This window comes from Thalassospira tepidiphila MCCC 1A03514 (assembly GCF_001662875.1).
Taxonomy (GTDB): domain Bacteria; phylum Pseudomonadota; class Alphaproteobacteria; order Rhodospirillales; family Thalassospiraceae; genus Thalassospira; species Thalassospira tepidiphila.
The window spans coordinates 89,906-106,282 of sequence record NZ_JPVZ01000007.1 but is presented as its reverse complement, the minus strand read 5'-3'; the positions used below and the strand labels follow the sequence as shown (position 1 = coordinate 106,282).

At 57.0% G+C, this 16,377-nt stretch carries 12 protein-coding genes; 8 read left to right on the top strand and 4 right to left on the bottom strand.

Translation table 11 applies throughout. From position 1 onward, the window contains the following. Positions 1-6: 6 nt before the first annotated feature. From TH4_RS15210 to TH4_RS15195, 4 genes are all read left to right on the top strand, one after another. Positions 7-2,787, top strand: coding sequence for an ATP-dependent DNA helicase (locus TH4_RS15210; RefSeq protein ID WP_064781784.1), 2,781 nt, complete (start codon positions 7-9; stop codon positions 2,785-2,787). Between the two features lie 43 nt (positions 2,788-2,830). After that, a complete protein-coding gene (locus tag TH4_RS15205) occupies positions 2,831-4,150 on the top strand; it encodes a glycosyltransferase (protein WP_064781783.1) in 1,320 nt (439 codons plus the stop codon). A gap of 57 nt (positions 4,151-4,207) precedes the next feature. Then, positions 4,208-4,651 carry a DUF2946 domain-containing protein gene (locus TH4_RS15200; RefSeq protein ID WP_245227930.1) on the top strand — a complete coding sequence of 148 codons (444 nt, stop codon included), beginning with the start codon at positions 4,208-4,210 and terminating at the stop codon, positions 4,649-4,651. Positions 4,652-4,795: 144 nt separating this feature from the next. Further along, the gene (locus TH4_RS15195; protein ID WP_064781782.1) at positions 4,796-6,172 is read left to right on the top strand and encodes a PepSY-associated TM helix domain-containing protein; all 1,377 of its coding nucleotides are present in this window, start codon (positions 4,796-4,798) and stop codon (positions 6,170-6,172) included. Between the two features lie 55 nt (positions 6,173-6,227). Here the strand turns inward: TH4_RS15195 and TH4_RS15190 are convergent, their stop codons facing one another. The 3 genes from TH4_RS15190 to TH4_RS15180 all read right to left on the bottom strand — a co-directional run bounded on the left by TH4_RS15190 (position 6,228) and on the right by TH4_RS15180 (position 9,760). Then, positions 6,228-8,153, bottom strand: coding sequence for a heavy metal translocating P-type ATPase (locus tag TH4_RS15190; RefSeq protein WP_064781781.1), 1,926 nt, complete (start codon positions 8,151-8,153; stop codon positions 6,228-6,230). Positions 8,154-8,171: 18 nt separating this feature from the next. After that, positions 8,172-8,750: an HdeD family acid-resistance protein gene (locus tag TH4_RS15185; RefSeq protein ID WP_245227928.1), complete on the bottom strand. Its 579-nt coding sequence runs from the start codon at positions 8,748-8,750 to the stop codon at positions 8,172-8,174. A 110-nt stretch (positions 8,751-8,860) separates the two neighbouring features. Beyond that, entirely contained in the window at positions 8,861-9,760 is a 900-nt protein-coding gene (locus TH4_RS15180) for a LysR substrate-binding domain-containing protein (protein ID WP_064781779.1), read from the bottom strand. A 102-nt stretch (positions 9,761-9,862) separates the two neighbouring features. On the opposite strand from TH4_RS15180, the gene TH4_RS15175 reads away from it, so the two are divergent. From TH4_RS15175 to TH4_RS15165, 3 genes are all read left to right on the top strand, one after another. After that, the gene (locus TH4_RS15175) at positions 9,863-10,753 is read left to right on the top strand and encodes a DMT family transporter (RefSeq protein ID WP_083997140.1); all 891 of its coding nucleotides are present in this window, start codon (positions 9,863-9,865) and stop codon (positions 10,751-10,753) included. A 141-nt stretch (positions 10,754-10,894) separates the two neighbouring features. Then, positions 10,895-11,341, top strand: coding sequence for a DUF2946 family protein (locus TH4_RS15170; RefSeq protein WP_064781777.1), 447 nt, complete (start codon positions 10,895-10,897; stop codon positions 11,339-11,341). A gap of 200 nt (positions 11,342-11,541) precedes the next feature. Next, on the top strand, positions 11,542-12,186 hold the full coding sequence (locus TH4_RS15165; protein ID WP_008890258.1) for a Crp/Fnr family transcriptional regulator: 645 nt from the start codon (positions 11,542-11,544) through the stop codon (positions 12,184-12,186). 81 nt (positions 12,187-12,267) lie between these two features. Here the strand turns inward: TH4_RS15165 and TH4_RS15160 are convergent, their stop codons facing one another. Then, a complete protein-coding gene (locus tag TH4_RS15160) occupies positions 12,268-15,279 on the bottom strand; it encodes a sensor domain-containing protein (protein ID WP_245227926.1) in 3,012 nt (1,003 codons plus the stop codon). A gap of 483 nt (positions 15,280-15,762) precedes the next feature. Here TH4_RS15160 and TH4_RS15155 point away from each other — a divergent pair, with 483 nt between their 5' ends. Further along, entirely contained in the window at positions 15,763-16,176 is a 414-nt protein-coding gene (locus tag TH4_RS15155) for a tellurite resistance TerB family protein (protein ID WP_008890260.1), read from the top strand. The last annotated feature ends 201 nt before the right edge of the window (positions 16,177-16,377 follow it).

The following is a 16,377-nucleotide window of genomic DNA, read 5'->3' as shown; positions in this document are numbered from 1 at the left end:
CCCCAAATGTTCGATGATCGTTCCGAAGAGTCCCAACCGCGTTTCATGCCGCCCAACGCACCAGTCATGGTCGTTGGATTGCGTCATGCCGTGTTTTTATCGCCCGATGGCGAGATCGAGGAACTCCCGCACGGTGCCGCGGCCAAACGTGCACGGTCATCACGCCCCATTCTGGTCCATACCCCGGCCTGTGCAAGGCGGCTGAAATCCGATCCGTTTCCGGCCCATGACCTGCTGGAGCTTTTTGCCTTTGTCCGCCCGGCACAGTTTTGTGTGCCGACCCCGCGCGGTATTGCGCTTGCAACGGGTCAGAAACCGGCCGATGACCTGATCGGTCAGGCAGAGGCACTGGCAGAAGCCATGAAACGGCTTTTGCAGGAACTCGCCACCCTTCATCGCAACAAACGTGGGCCCGCACTTTCGGTTGCATGGCCGATGGCGCGCGGCCACTGGCCGTGGGGTGTTTCGGTTCTGGCCGCCCTTGGGGCTGATGGTGATGGCCCGCATCGGTATGCAGTGTATGAGGGCCTCAAAGTCTGGAAAAAGCTTGGTGAATGGGCTGAACATGCTCCGCCGCCGCCACCGGCCAATTATCCGGTTGATCCCAAGGATGCCCGTAAACGCCTGAAGGAACTTCTGGGCGAAGGCGCGGAAGAACGCCCGCAACAGGCCGATTATGCGTCATCCGTCTGTTCCGCCTTTGGCCCGCGCCTGCATGATGGCGCCCCCAATATCGTCCTGGCCGAGGCCGGAACGGGCACCGGCAAGACACTGGGTTATGTCGCCCCGGCATCGCTTTGGGCCCAGAAGAATGACGGGGCGGTCTGGATTTCAACCTATACCCGTAACCTGCAACGCCAGATCGATCAGGAACTTGATCGCCTGTATGACGACCCCAAGGACAAGCGCCTGAAGGCCGTCGTGCGCAAGGGCCGGGAAAACTATTTCTGCCTGCTGAATTTCGAAGAAGCCCAACGCCCGCTTAATCAACAGCCGCATCAGGCAACGCCACTTGGCCTGATTGCCCGATGGGCATCGCATACCCGTGATGGCGATATGGTCGGCGGTGATTTCCCCGCCTGGCTGACCGAATTGCTGGGCAATCGTTTTACCGGCGCATTGGCCGATCAGCGCGGCGAATGCATCTATGCCGCCTGCCCGCATTATTCAAAATGCTTTGTCGAAAAGACCGTACGCCGCGCCCGCTCGGCCGAGATCGTGGTGGCAAACCATGCGCTGGTCATGGTGCAGGCGGCATTGGGCGGGCTTGATGATGCCTCCATGCCGACACGTTACGTGTTTGACGAGGGCCATCATTTGTTTGACGCGGCGGACAAGGCATTTTCATCGCACCTGACCGGGATGGAGGGGCAGGAACTTCGGCGTTGGCTTCTGGGCGCAGAGCAAAAGGGATCATCGCGTGCCCGTGGCCTGAAGCAACGCCTTGAAACGCTTATTCTGGACCGTGACGAGCTGCGTGATGCCGTCAATGCCGTGATTGTCGCCGCGCAATGCCTGCCTGAACAGGGTTGGCTATCGCGCATTCATGATGGATCACAACATGCCAAGGGCCCGGCGGAGGTCTTTTTGGCCCATGTCCGGGCACAGGTTATGGCGCGTTCCGCCGAGGGGGATCGGGGATACTCAATCGAGACTGATTGCAAACCGGCGCTCAACGAAGTTCTGGCCAGTGCGGCTGATCTGGATCGCGCGCTGGAGGCCATGGAAAAACCGGCCAAATCGCTGATCAAGATCATCGCCCATATGTTGGACGAAAAGGCCGATGAGCTCGATAGTGCCGAACGCCAGCGCCTTGATGCCGCCATAAGGTCGCTTGAACGCCGCGCGATCATGCAGGTTGGCGCGTGGCGTCAAATGCTGGCATCCCTGGTCGAGGAAACACCTAAAACCTTTGTCGACTGGTTTGCGATTGAGCGCCAGTTTGGCCGGGATTTTGATGTTGGCATGCATCGTCATTACCTTGACCCGACCATCCCGCTGACGACATCGCTTGCCCCCACCGCGCACGGCATGGTGGTGACATCTGCGACCCTTCGGGATGGCACGGGCGACGAAGAATTCGACTGGGCCGTGGCCGAGGATCGTACGGGGGCCGCCCACATGCCGCTTCCGGCCATCCGGGCGGCAATGAAAAGTCCGTATAATTACCGCGAGCAAACCCGCGTTTTCATCGTCAATGACCTTGGCCGCGATAACCCGGACCATGTTGCGGCGGCCTATCGCGAACTGTTTTTGGCATCCGGTGGCGGTGCGCTTGGCCTGTTTACCGCGATCAACCGGTTGCGGGCGGTGTATGAGCGCCTGACCGGGCCGATGGATGAAGCCGGCCTGCAACTTCTGGCCCAGCATATCGATGGTATGGATGTCTCGACCCTGATTGACATTTTCCGGGTGGAGCGCGATGCCTGCCTGCTCGGCACCGATGCGGTGCGTGACGGGGTGGATGTGCCGGGTGATAGCCTTCGCCTGATCGTCTTTGACCGCGTGCCATGGCCCCGGCCCGACATCCTGCACCGTGCGCGGAAATCGGCGTTCCAAGGCGCACGCTATGACGACATGCTCACACGGCTTCGTATGAAGCAGGCCTTTGGTCGCCTTGTCAGGCGCGCCGAAGATCGGGGTGTGTTTGTGTTGCTTGACAACCGCATGCCCTCCCGGCTGCTGGGTGCCTTCCCCGAAGACGTCGAAGTCCAGCGCGTTGGATTGCGCGAAGCGATTGAGCAAACGCGAAACTTCCTTGGCAACGACCGGGATAGCGAAGGTTAATCGGTTTCTTTGGCCTCAATTGTGACGGCGGAAAGGACGCATCATGCATGTCATGCTGATGACCTATGGGACGCGCGGTGATGTGCAGCCCTTTGTCGCGCTTGGCCGTGGGCTCATCCAAAAGGGGCACCGGGTCACCGTGGCCGCGCCGGAACGCTTTGCCGGTTTTATCACCGATCATGATCTTGAATTCACCCCCCTGACCGATGCGCTGATTGCGCTTATGGATGATCCGCAATTTGCCCACGCGTCTGATCCGAAGGCATCGGCGTTTCAAAAACTGAGATCGTTACTTGCCATCGGCAAAAAGGCGCGCAGCCTTCAGGACCCACTGCTTGATGACATCTTCCGCGCCATTGATCAGGCCAAGCCCGACGTCATCGTTTTTCATCCGAAAACCTTTGGTGCGCTACCGATTGGCAGGCACTTCGGCATCCCGGTTATGATGGCGCAACTGATCCCGTCCTTCCTCCCGACCGGCGACTATCCGCATATGGGCGTTCCCGATCTTGGGCTTAGAGGTGCCATGGCTCGCTGGTATAACCGCGTGACCGGCAAGCTGATCTATAGGCTGTTGAACGCAACGCTGCGTCGCCAAGTTCACAGATGGGCAGCGCGACGTCAAAACGGGATCAATGCCAAGGGCTTGGACATCCTTCAATCTTGTAACTCCGGCACGCTGCCCATCATCCACGCCTTTAGCAATGCTGTGATCAGTCGCCCCAAAGATTGGCCGGAACATGCAACTGTCACCGGATACTGGTTTCTGCACGGGAGCGCGCAAACAAACCCGCCCGACCCGGCAGTACAAAACTTTGTCGAAAGCCACAAAAACCTGATCTATATCGGGTTCGGGTCAATGCCCGGCAATGATCCGACCGCGATGGCAGAAATGATTGCAAAGGCAGTGTCGCAGGCCGATGTTAGCGCTATCATCGCAACTGGCTGGGGCGGCATGGGTGACATTGACTGGCCATCCAACATCCTTGCAGTGCGCGAGGTTCCCCATGACTGGCTGTTCCCAAACGTCGATATCGTCATTCATCATGGCGGGGCTGGCACCTGTGCGGCCGCCATGCGCGCCGGTCGCCCATCCGTCATCATTCCGTTTTTCGGCGATCAACCTTTCTGGGCAAAATGCCTGCACAGGCTTGGCGTTGCGCCACGCCCGATCAAGCCTGCAAAACTTGATGCCGGGGTGCTGGCCCGGCAAATCAAAACGGTCCTTGAAACGCCGTCCTATCGCAACAACGCCGAACGCCTTGCAAGCAAGATCGCGGCTGAAGACGGCATCACCAATGCGATTGCCGAAATCACGCGCGCGGTTGGGCAATCTGACCTTCCCAAAACTGGAAGCCTTTGACACATCCCGGTGAAGGGCCTAAACACGATCCAGACAAAGCTTGATGGATCGCAACACGTGCAGCGCAAACACCAGATCAGTCTGATGTTCAGACAGGGCCTTTCGGCACTGGTGGCTGTGTTTTTCCTTGCCAATACCATCATGTTTGGCTTCATGCATGTTCCGATGGCAAAGGCCAACGGGGCATCGCTGGCCTCTGTAATGGATGGGGTGGTGCGCATTCCGATTGTCATTTGCACCGGATCCACTTTCAAAACCGTTCTGGTCCGCGCCGATGGGCTGCCCGATGAACCGGGCCAGAATGCAGACGCGCCGGATGGCTTTGAATGTGCGTTGTGCGGTTTGGGTAATTATGCTTTTGGCATGCCGGTCACGCCGGAACTTCCCGAACTTGAAGCAATCCAACTTAGCAACGCAGTTGCTGCCCTTCACATTACCGCGCGCAAGCATGTCTTTTGCGCGATTGCGCCATCGCCGCGCGCCCCGCCTGCTGTTTCTTGACCATTTGCCTTAGCACGCCTGAAAACCCGCAAGTTCCATGACAGGATAATTGCGCGTTCAGGTCTGCTTTTTCCCTAAATTACTTGTGCCCTTGTCGTGCCAACACACCGTCGCACGCCTTGCGCACATGCATGGACAAGAAACATGACTGAAACTTCCAAATCCCCGGCATCACAGGGGAATACAAGCCTGTATCGCGCTGTCTGGCGCTGGCATTTTTATGCCGGTCTTCTGATCCTGCCCTTCATGATCCTGATGGCTATCACAGGGGCGGCTTACATCTATCGCGATGAAATCGATGACTGGTATCACGCCGACCTAAAATTTGTTGAGGCATCGGGCCAAGCGCCCCTGCCGATAAGCCAACAGATTGACGCGGCCCTGCATGCCGTTCCGGGCAGTGCCGCCAAGGTCACGCCCCCGGCAAGTCCGGATCGCAGCAGTGAAATCGTCATTGCCACTGAGGCCGGCGGGCGCGAGGCGGTTTACGTTAATCCTTATACTGGTGACGTGCTGGGCCATATGCCTGATCGCACCACGATCATGTGGGTGGTTCGACGTATTCACAGCCTTGCCGAATTTGGCACCATCCCGAATTACATCATTGAAATTGCCTCGGGCTGGGCGATCCTGCTTGTTCTGACCGGGATGTATTTGTGGTGGCCGCGCGGCAATCAGAAAGGCGGGGTTGTCAGCCTGCGTGAAACACCCAAACGCCGCATCTGGTGGCGTGATGCCCATGCCGTCACCGGCATCTTCATTGGTGTTTTCATTATCTTCATGGCAGCGACCGGCATGTTCTGGTCGGTATTCTGGGGCAAATATGCCAACCAGTTTGCCAATGGCACGCCCAATGGATATCCGTCCGGCGTTCGGGTCGAGGTGCCGCTGTCGACCATTCCGATGATCGATGCATTTGGCGACGTAAGTTGGACCAATGAAAACATCCCGCTGCCGCAATCGGTTGATGGTGGCAGTGATCCGGTGACAACGCCGAACCCCATCGGTATTGATCAGGCCGTCGCAAAGTTTGAGGAAATGGGCATTACACCGGGCTACGCGGTTGCCCTGCCGCGCACTGAGACCGGGGTTTATTCTGCATCGATCTATCCCGATGACTTGTCGCTTCAACGGGTCATTCACTTGGATCAGTATTCCGGACGGCCCCTGATCGATATGGGCGTTGCCGATTACGGGCCGTTTGGCAAGGTCATGGAATTTGGCATCAATGTTCACATGGGTCAGGAATTTGGCATCGCCAATCAGATCATCCTTCTGGTGATCTGTGCCCTGATCATTTTCATGTCGGTATCGGCTGGCGTGATGTGGTGGAAACGGCGCCCAGCCGGTGCCCTTGGCGTTCCGCCGATGCCGCGTGACACAAGCAAGCTCAAAATGGTCACCGCCATCCTTGCCATTGGCGGAATCATCTATCCGACCGTTGGTGCATCGATGATCGCGATCTGGCTTCTGGATTACCTGCTGGTCGCCCGCCCGCAGCGCAAATTACGCACGGCATAAACCCCGCTACCTCGTCGCGGTCCGGATTACGTTCGGGCCGCGACTTTCCAACGTTCTAGTCCTCGACAATATCCGCATCGATATCGTGACGCAGGGCCAACCGGAGCGCATTAAGGATCGCAATCACATCAATCCCTTCCTGCAACAGCGCGCCCGCGACCGGGGCGATATAGCCTGCGGCGGCAAAGCCCATGGCGACGATGGAAAGCACCATGCCGCCGATCACGCTTTGCAAAAGGATGCGGCGCATCGCCATGCTGATGTGAAGCAGCTCGTCAACAGTGACAAGGGATGCTTCGGGGATCACGGCACCTGCGGCATCGGCGGTCACCGCACTTTCCTTGCCAAAGGCAATGCCGACGGTGGCAACCGCGAGTGCTGGCGCATCGTTGATGCCATCGCCCATGAACAATGTCGGGGCCTTGGCAGTTTCTGCGCGGACGATCGCGACTTTCTGTTCCGGGCTTTGCGATGCCAGACTTTCGGAAATACCCAGCAATTCGGAAAGGTAGCTGACCTCGCTTTCGCGGTCGCCCGATAGCAGCATCACCTTTTTGAAATGATGGATATCGCCCAGATGACCGACAAAGCTTTCGCCCTCTGCACGCGGGGTATCGCGGAAGCGGAAGGTCGCGCCATATTTGCCATCGACCAGCACCACGCATTCAAGCCCGGCGGCGGTATCGGGTAGGAGCCCCGCGATATCGGGATCGGATTTCATCAGTTTGTTGCGGTGGGTCACGGCAACTTCATGGCCATCCACCTGCCCGCTTAAGCCCTGCCCCGGCTTTTCCGAGGCATGATTAACCTCATCAAGCGGCAGTTTGCGATCCCGTGCCGCATTCAAAACCGCCGAGGCCAGCGGATGTTTGGAATAACGTTCAAGGCTGGCCGCCAGTCGCAAAACAAGGTTGCCATCCATGCTGGGCCCGGCCAAAACTTCCACCAGTTCCGGTCGACCATAAGTCAGCGTGCCGGTCTTATCGAAAATCGCCGTTTGGCAAGTTGGCAAGCGTTCCAGAACCGTGGGGTCGCGGATGACAATACCGCGCCGGGCGGCGATTGAAATCGCACTCATCACCGTGATCGGAATGGCAATCAAAAGCGGACAGGGTGTCGCCACCACCAGCACCGCCAGAAAGCGCGATGAGTCGTCACTCAGATACCCGACCAAGATCGCGAACAACAGGGCCGCCGGGGCAAACCAAGCGCCGATCTGGTCACCAAGACGGCGAATGCGCGGGCGTTTTTGTTCGGCCTCGGCCATGACATCCATGATCTGGGCATAGCGGGAATCCCGCGCGCGCTTTTCCGCCCGGATGATCAGGACGGCCTCGCCATTGATCGCGCCCGACAGCACATTGGTGCCCGGTGCCTTGGCAACCACATAGGGCTCCCCGGTCAGGTAGCTTTCATCCATGCTGCCATGGCCATCAACAACGATGCCATCGGCGGGCGCAGTTTCATGCGGAAAGACCGCGATCAGATCGCCAATGTCGATCTCATCAATCGCGATATCAGTAATTTCGCCATCATCGGATTTGCGATGCGCGACACTTGGCATGCGCTTGGCCAGGGCATTCAGGGCCGACGACGCCTTGCGCATGGCAAAGCCTTCAAGAACCTGCCCGCCGGTCAGCATCAAAATGATCAGGCTGGCGGCAAGATATTCCGCCAGCACCACACCGGTGACAAAGGCAATGGCGGCCAGAAAATCAGCGCCCATTTCACGCCGCAGAAGCTTGATCGCAAGCTGCGCCAAAATGGGGATGCCACCCACCACAAACAAAACCAAAAGCGGCAGGTCTGCGGTGCGTTGGCCCAGCATCCTCTCGGGCAGACCAAACACCCCGGGAAACATCAGGATAAAATGCCCCGCCATGGCAAGCAGGGTAATGATCAGAATGGCGCGGTTAAGGCCCGGGGCGGACAAGGCATCATCACACCTTTCAAGAACACCAACTGGTGGCGTGTTTGCCATGCCTTACCCCTTATGTGTTTATGGTTTTCGGGCCTGCGAAACCTTGCCCATCGCCATTGATACCATCAGATAGCTGAAACCCGACGACAACAAATTGATGCCAATCAACAAACCAATCGCCCAGGTGGCAGAGCTTGGCAGTTCGGCAAAGATCAGGACACCGGCCAGAACCGAAATCCCGCCAGAAACCAGCATCCATTTCCAGCCCGGAAACTGTTTGAGCCACAGCGCCATCAGGGTTTCAAAAATCCCGTGCAGCAAAAAGGCAATGGCCAGCAACACGGTCAGTGTCACAATGCCGCCCTCTGGCATGAAGGCCAGCCAGCCGCCAATCAGGGCAAAGACAATCCCCTGAACAACATCAAGGCTGCGCCGTGTCGGGGTATCGGCATTCCAGGCCCCGTAAAAATGCCCCAGCGCCCCAAATAGGAACAGCCAGCCAATCACGGTTTTAAAGGCAATTGTCGTCACAAAGGGAAAGGCCACCGCCAGCACGCCCAGGATCAGCATCACCACGCCGACGTTGCGCAACCGTTTGCGCCCCTTTTCCAAAAGGCCACGCATTTCCGGCGTTCCGTCATTAACGATCAAGGTCATGGTAGGGTGCTCCTGACTGCTGTGGATCGCGGCAATATCAACCTGAAATTGCTGCAAATTATAGCCCATCTAACGCCTGTCGAATAGGACAAGTTCCCAAGGGGCTGATCTTAATCACAGGCCTTTGCCGCCGTGATCAGGCGCTCTGCCACCGCACGCACAGCCGGGCGCTGGTCATAGGCCGGCTGCACCAAAAACGTCGCAAGCGGGCTTCGAACCGGTGCGAAAGGCAGCATGATCAGGTCGTGATTTCCAATTGCCGTGCGCGCAAACGGCAGGCGGGCCAAAATCACACCAAGCCCGGCATCCGCCGCAGACAGCCCGACACTGTAATCCTCTAAGCGGCGATCAGATGGCTTGGGCCGATACTTAACCCCATGTTCGGCCAACCAATGCCGCCACCCGGTCGCGTCGCTGTCATTTAAAAGCGGAAGGTTGGCAATTGCATCTGCATCAAGGCTTTGCGGTTCGAGCCCGCCGAGGAGCTTGGGGGAAATCAGCGGCACCAGATCATCGGCAAACAGCAAGCTTGATTTGGTACCCGGCCATTGTCCCTTGCCACAGCGAATGGCGATGTCGGTCTGCCCGCCATCGAAATCGGCCAGCCGTTCGGTAATTTCAAGTTCAAGCCGCACATTCAGATCACGCTCGATCTCGGGCACAAGCTTAAGGAACCAGATCCGGGCATAAGATGGCAGCAAACTTATTTTGATGACATCCGGTCCACGGCGTTGCCGCCAGGGCTGCGCGCCTTGCGACAAAAGATCAATCGCCGCCTGTGTTTCGCGCAAAAACCGTTGCCCATCAGGCGTCGGGCGCACCCCGCGGCCATAGCGTTCAAACAAATCATAGCCAAGCCATTGTTCGACCTGTGCAACATGGCGGCTGATCACGCTATGCGTCACACCCATTTCACTGGCGGCGGCCGAAAAGGACCCGTTGCGCGCCGCGGCCATCACCGCGGGCAAAAGCGCAAGAGGCGGAAGGGAAAGGTCATTGCTGTGCACCATATGCACATCTGATCCCCAAGCTATGTTCTATGTCAACACTCATGATCGCGCTATCAGCAAGACAGAAGACAAATTCATTCGCATAGAACGAGGGGAATGCTGATGTTCTCACAAGCCACTTTGGGCCTTGCCTGTGCCCTGATTACGGTTCTGTCCTGGGCGGCGGCCTTTCCGTTGATCGGGGTTGCGCTTTCGGGGCTTGATCCCCTGCCCCTTGCCGCTGTGCGCTTTACACTGGCGGCCTGTCCGGCTGTGATCTGGCTTGCGATCAAACGCCCGGAAATGCCCAAGCTGGTTGATCTTGCACGGCTTGGATTGGGCGGTGCGCTTGGCATCAGCATCTATAACTGGTTGCTCAATACCGGGCAGCAAACGGTATCACCGGGCGCGGCAAGCTTTATCATCAATACATTACCGATCTGGACGGCGATGCTCGCGACAGTGTTTCTGCGTGACCGGTTCGGGATTGGTGCCTGGATTGCCACAGCGGTGAGTTTTTCCGGCGTTGTCCTGATCGCCGTTGGTCAACCCGGCCCGATGCGTTTTGGCAATGGCAGTTCGTTGATCTTGCTGGCATCCATGCTGTCAGCCACCTATTTCGTTCTGGTGCGTGGGGTGATTGCGCGATATGGCCCGGCCACCTGCACCTGCTGGACACTGATCACCGGTGCGCTATGGCTAACACCCTGGTTGCACGACGGGATGGCACAAATCAGTGTGGCTTCGGTTTCGGTGATTTCGGCGGTGTTGTTCCTTGGTCTTGTTTCCGCATCCCTTGGCTATGCCACCTGGAGCATCGCAATCGGCCATTTCGGGCCGGCATCGGCGGCAAACTTTTTATATCTGGTGCCACCCATTGCCGTTGTGCTGGCATGGACTCTAAACGGTATTACGCCCGATATCCTGACCCTGATCGGCGGCGCGGTGGCGATAACCGGTGTGGTTATGTTGCGCATTTCCATGGCAAGATCGGCCCGCAAGGCAACGGCGTAGCCAAGGGTGTGCCGGGCCTGGCCCGGCATATCAGAACGATTATAAAGAAAAACTGATAACTGGTTCACAATTCGATGCTTTGACATGGGGGTTTCAAGGGTCTATCAAATTCCAGACCTTATCCAATCTGGATGGAAACCCGTGTATTTCACACCGCTCAACAGCTTGGTTGCACGACGCACCCTGTCACTTTGTGTGGCGTGGCTGTTGCTGGTCAACGCGCTGTTTTTCGGGTTCATGCACGCGCCTGTCGCCCTTGAAACAGTGCCGACGTCGAACACGGAAGTTTCCCAGACCTATGTCCCGCTGATTATCTGTACCGCAAATGGCATCAAAACCATTTCGGTTCCAGCCGACCTTGCCGCAGATCGCACTGCCAATCCGCACAGTTCCGACGCCTTTGATGGCTTCCAGTGCGCCAGTTGCGGCCTTGGCAACCACGTGGTCGGCATGCCGGTTGAACCTGAATTACCGTTGATCCATCGGATCCGGCTGTCTAATAAGGTCACGGCCCTTCACATTACGGCACGTCTGCACGATTTCTGCCCGATTGCCGCATCCCCGCGCGCACCGCCGGTCGCCATCTGACCGGATTTCCAAGCACTGTCTTTCAGGGCCTTGTTGGCGGTTTTACGCCACAACTGTATCTGACGGACGTGGTTCTATCCGATCATCATCCCATGCCAGCCGGTAAAGCCGGCGACTTCCGGGACATCCCGGTTCACAGACTGGTGTCGATACGCGACGGCATTGCCGCGTATCTGTAAGGTTGCCAATGGGAGATCCCCATGAACAAAGACGACGCCTTGCTTGTATTGGAAAAACTTGCCGAACCCGCCGTTTTGACTTTGCCATCCGATGCCAGCATCGGACATCACAGCCAGGACCACACATATGTTTACATTGTGCAGTCCGGGTTAGCACTGCGCTGCAAATACACTGAACAGGGGGAAAGGCAGGTCTGCCGGGTTTATCGCCCTGGCGATCCGATCGGCCTTGAAATGCTGGCGGTGACCGACCCGTCGCTTGTGATTGAAACCATCGCACCCTCGGTAATCAAACGCATCCCGATCCAGCGGATCCGTCTTGCCCAGCAAAACGATGCCCGCACGCAATCGGCTGTGACATCTCTTCTGGCAAGCGAGGTCATGGATGGTCAGCAGCTTAAGATCAGTTTTGGCACCGGATCGGCCATGCGCCGGATTTGCCGGTTCCTGTTGTGGTCTGCCCACAATGATCTGGTATCGCTGCCCAACCGTGAAAAGCTTGGCAATATCGTTGCGACCACGACCGAAACGGCTAGTCGCATGATCGCCAATCTGAGGCGTGAGGGCGCAATCACCCGAAACCCGCGCATGCCATCGACCATGCGGATCGATCGCGACAAGCTGTGCAAGGTCGCAGGCGACCCGCAACAGCAATCCGCGGCATAACTGGCCGTCACGATCATCAAACAACAAACGCACCGGGATACCGTTCCGGTGCGTTTTCTTTTGGACCAACACTAATGCTGATTATGAACTGGGTTGGGCAACCGGGAAACGGGCGGGCGAGGTCAGGTTGGCCTTAAGCAGACTTTCCATATCGCTGGCACTGATCGGCTTGCTGAAATAGAAGCCCTGAACTTCATCGACACCCTCGGACGCGATATGTTCAAGCTGGGTTTCGGTTTCAATGCCTTCGACATTGACCGCCATGCCAAATGATCGCGCCAGGAACACAACCGCGCGCACAATCGCGGCATTGCCATCAGAACTGTCGATATCAATGATGAAGGACCGGTCGATCTTGATCTTGTCCACCGGGAAGCGTTTGAGATAGGCCAGCGACGAATACCCCGTCCCGAAATCATCAATCGCAATGCGAATGCCCTGATTTCGCAGGATACCAAGCGTGATGGCGGCTTCGCGCGGATTGTCCATCACGGCCCCCTCGGTCACCTCGAACTGCAACTGATGGGGATCAAGTTCCGTGCGCGAAAGCACTTCGCCGACACTTTCAATCAGGTCTTCGTGACGGGCCAGTTCAAGCGGCGAAAGATTGACCGATATGGTCAATTGGCCATAGCCGGCATCGCGCCATGCCTTGGTCTGTTCGCAGGCACGTTTCAGCACCCATTTGCCGATATCGGCAATGATGCCCATGCGTTCAGCCACCGGGATAAAATCAACCGGGCTGACCTGGCCGCGTGACGGGCTGAACCAGCGCACCAGTGCTTCCATGCCGATGATGCGATGACCGACGATATCAATGATCGGCTGATAGAACAGCTCCAGCTCGTCATTTTCAATCGCATGGCTCAGATCGCGTTCCATCGCCTTGCGTTCCTGAACCTCGACCTGAAGTTTCGGTTCAAAGAAGTGATAGCGATTGCGCCCCTCGGCCTTGGAACAATAAAGCGCCAGATCCGCATTGCGTAGCAGGTCCTTTTCATCGCGACCATCCTGCGGATACATGCAAATCCCGACCGAGGTCGATGCCTGCACTTCATTGCCATCCAGCATGAAACGTTCGGAAATGCGTTCGATCAGGCGCTGGGCGACAAAGGTCACTTCCTCGACCGAGCCCGGCTCGTGGATCAGAACTGCGAATTCATCACCGCCAAGACGCGCGACCACATCCTCGTTGCGCAGGCAAACCCGCATACGTTCGCCCACCCCCTGCAAAAGAAGATCGCCAATCGGATGGCCAAGCGTGTCGTTGATGTCCTTGAAGTTATCAAGATCAAACATCATCAGGACAAAGTGGCAGCGTTCGCGTTTGCTGCGCGCGACTGCGGCTGCCAACCGTTCCTGGAACAGGGTCCGGTTCGGAAGCCCGGTCAGCCCGTCATGATGGGCAAGGAACTGAATGCGCGCTTCGCTGCGTTTGCGATCAGTAATATCAGTGATCGATCCGTCAATAAGGGTCGGACGGCCCTTCTCGTCGCGGACAAGACGGGCATTTTCCTCGACCCAGATGATTTTGCCGTCTTCGCGGCGCATCTCGGTTTCAAAGCCCTGCACAATCCCGTCGCGCAACAACCGGCCGATAAACCGCAACCGATTGACCGGGTTCAGATAATGAAACGCCCAGTCATGTTCCTTGGCGATCAGGCTTTCGACCGCGTCATAGCCCAGAATGGATGCAAAGGCCGGATTGGCCGACAGGATCGGGCCAAGCGGGATGCTTTGAAACAGGCCTTCTGCCGAATTTTCGAAAATGCCGCGGAATTTTTCTTCGGCATGGCGGAGTGCCCGTTCGACCGACAGTTTTTCGGTCACGTCCTGACCGATGCAGATCACACCGGCAACATCGCCATCTTCGCCGAAATGCGCGCGTGCATTCCACTGCAACAGGCGGATTTCACCGTCGCGGCGCTTGAATGACAGGACCTCGTCCTTGATGATTTCGCCCGACAGCAAACGGCGCACTGCGGTGCGGACCCGTGCGCGATCCTCCTCGACCAACAAGAAGTCAAAGAAGTTCTGGCCCGCGGCTTCCATCCAGGAATAGCCGAAAGTCCATTCGCATTCGCGGTTATATTCCAGAATGCGCCCCTCGGCATCGAGGAACAGGATGACGCTTCCCGCCGTCTGAACCAAGGCGCGATAGCGTTCCTGACGCCGACGCAGGTCATATTCCGCCTGACGGTTCTTGGTAATGTCGGTGATGGTAACGCTATAACCCAGCAGCATACCGCCTTCGCCACGAATTTCGGTGGCATTCACGCGCACCCAGATCTGGCTGCCATCGGCTCGGCGCATTTCAATATCGCGGGCCTGAACCCCCTTGCCGGATGCAAGATCACGACGCAGCTGAATGCGGTCGCTGTCGCTGGCATAAAAGGTTTCGGGATGGCGAAAATAGGCCTGGGTCACTTCGCGTACGGAATCATAATTGAACAGTGACGCGGTTTCTTCGTTCACATTGGTAATCGTGCCTTCAGCATTCAGCTCGATAATACCATGCACCGCATGTTCAAGGGCACGGCGATAGCTTTCCTCGCGCGTGCGTTCCTGACCAAACAGCACCAGACAGCCCGAATTTTCCAGCGTGATATATTGCCACTGGAAGAACCGCTGCCCGTAATGGACGGTGCGCGGACTGTCGGTGTCAAATTGCGGACCTTCGTCACTGACCAGCGGGCGCTGGTCGCTTGGATGCATCAGATCAAGCGGCGATGCCATGCCCATTTCAAGGGCAAGCTGCTCTGCTGCGCAATTGGTGCTGCGCAGGCGACCGTTGGTTTCCACCAGCAACACCGGTTGCGGTGAAATCAACGATCCGATGCCCGATGAAACGGTGGCTTCAATGGTTGTAAAGCGGATATAGGTGCGCCGACCGATGCTCAGCTTCCAGCCGAACAACACACATGCAGAGTCCCGGAACCCGCATTCGATATAATGGTAGCCGCCAATATCAAGAAGCCGTCCGGAAAGTTCGGCCAGCGGTTTCGACAGACCTTCAACCGCGTCCGGAGAAACCCATTCGCCGACCTGGACACTCTCGTCATAGGCTTCGCGCCATGCTGAATTTACGAGCAATCGTCCTTCGTCTGGATCATATGCTCCAGACGGCAAACACAGGTGGCTGATCAACGCCGTCAACATACCGACGGAATCGATTGCGTTGATGTCTCCCATAGCGGCTTTATTCGTCATGTTTGTTGTCGCTGCGCGACCATAACTGCTACCCCATGCAGTGCAAAGCCAAATTTTCCCCGACGAGAGCCACCAACCCCAATCATTTTGCTTGTATTTTTGTAGCGGCTTCATTTTTTGTTCTTTTGGTCGCGCATGCCGCCTTTTTCACGGCTTTCAACGCCCGCGCGACCGGTGCCGACAGAATGAACGCGATTTCACTACGTAATCCTTAAAATCCTTGAAAATTCATCGGTTAACTGTTGCCCGTGGAAGTTTATCGGCATACCATCGCTCGGCTCGGTGGTTTTCACACTGTCCGGATCCCAACGTCAAAGTCCGGATAAAAGCGTTTCAGGGAACCATCCTCGATAAGGAGTAACCAACGTGATTTCGCATCAGGACGCCTTGATCTACACAATGGTTATGGTATCGGCCGCCGATAACGATATCACCGACGCCGAACTTTCCGCGATGGGCCGCCGGGTCCGTTATCTTCCGATTTTTGCCGGATTTGACAATGATGGCGTCACCAGTGTTGCGCGCGATTGCGCCAAACTGCTGGGCGAAGAAGACGGCATGGACCGCACGCTGGATATGATCCGCGATGCCCTGCCGCGCAAACTGCGCGAAACCGCGTATGTCTTCGCCTGTGAAATCGTCCTGTCCGACAGCGAAATCAGCCAGGAAGAACTCCGCATTCTTGAATTGCTTCGCCACCGGCTTGATATTGACCGGTTGGTCGGATCGGCCATCGAACGCGCCATGGCAGCGCGCTATGTCCGGCCCGGTGATTTTTGATGTTTGCAACGACGGCTGCGGCACCTTGCCAGCACGGCCTTGTTGAGTGAAAAACGGTTAATTCAGCATTCCAACTTTGTGTTGGGCCTGTCTGATCGAATTTGTGGAACACAAAGCGCATTTTGGGCGTTACGCCCTGAAACTGCTGCTCTTGGTCATCCACAATGGGTCAGGACCCAGCCAACAAAACTTTCCGGTTTC

What these genes read in the sequence shown, in the direction of transcription:
- TH4_RS15210 (WP_064781784.1), top strand. Translation starts at nt 7, where the DNA reads ATGTTCGATGATCGTTCCGAAGAGTCCCAACCGCGTTTCATGCCGCCC.
- TH4_RS15205 (WP_064781783.1), top strand. Translation starts at nt 2,831, where the DNA reads ATGCATGTCATGCTGATGACCTATGGGACGCGCGGTGATGTGCAGCCC.
- TH4_RS15185 (WP_245227928.1), bottom strand. Translation starts at nt 8,750, where the DNA reads ATGACCTTGATCGTTAATGACGGAACGCCGGAAATGCGTGGCCTTTTG.
- TH4_RS15180 (WP_064781779.1), bottom strand. Translation starts at nt 9,760, where the DNA reads ATGGTGCACAGCAATGACCTTTCCCTTCCGCCTCTTGCGCTTTTGCCC.
- TH4_RS15165 (WP_008890258.1), top strand. Translation starts at nt 11,542, where the DNA reads ATGAACAAAGACGACGCCTTGCTTGTATTGGAAAAACTTGCCGAACCC.
- TH4_RS15190 (WP_064781781.1), bottom strand. Translation starts at nt 8,153, where the DNA reads ATGGCAAACACGCCACCAGTTGGTGTTCTTGAAAGGTGTGATGATGCC.
- TH4_RS15175 (WP_083997140.1), top strand. Translation starts at nt 9,863, where the DNA reads ATGTTCTCACAAGCCACTTTGGGCCTTGCCTGTGCCCTGATTACGGTT.
- TH4_RS15195 (WP_064781782.1), top strand. Translation starts at nt 4,796, where the DNA reads ATGACTGAAACTTCCAAATCCCCGGCATCACAGGGGAATACAAGCCTG.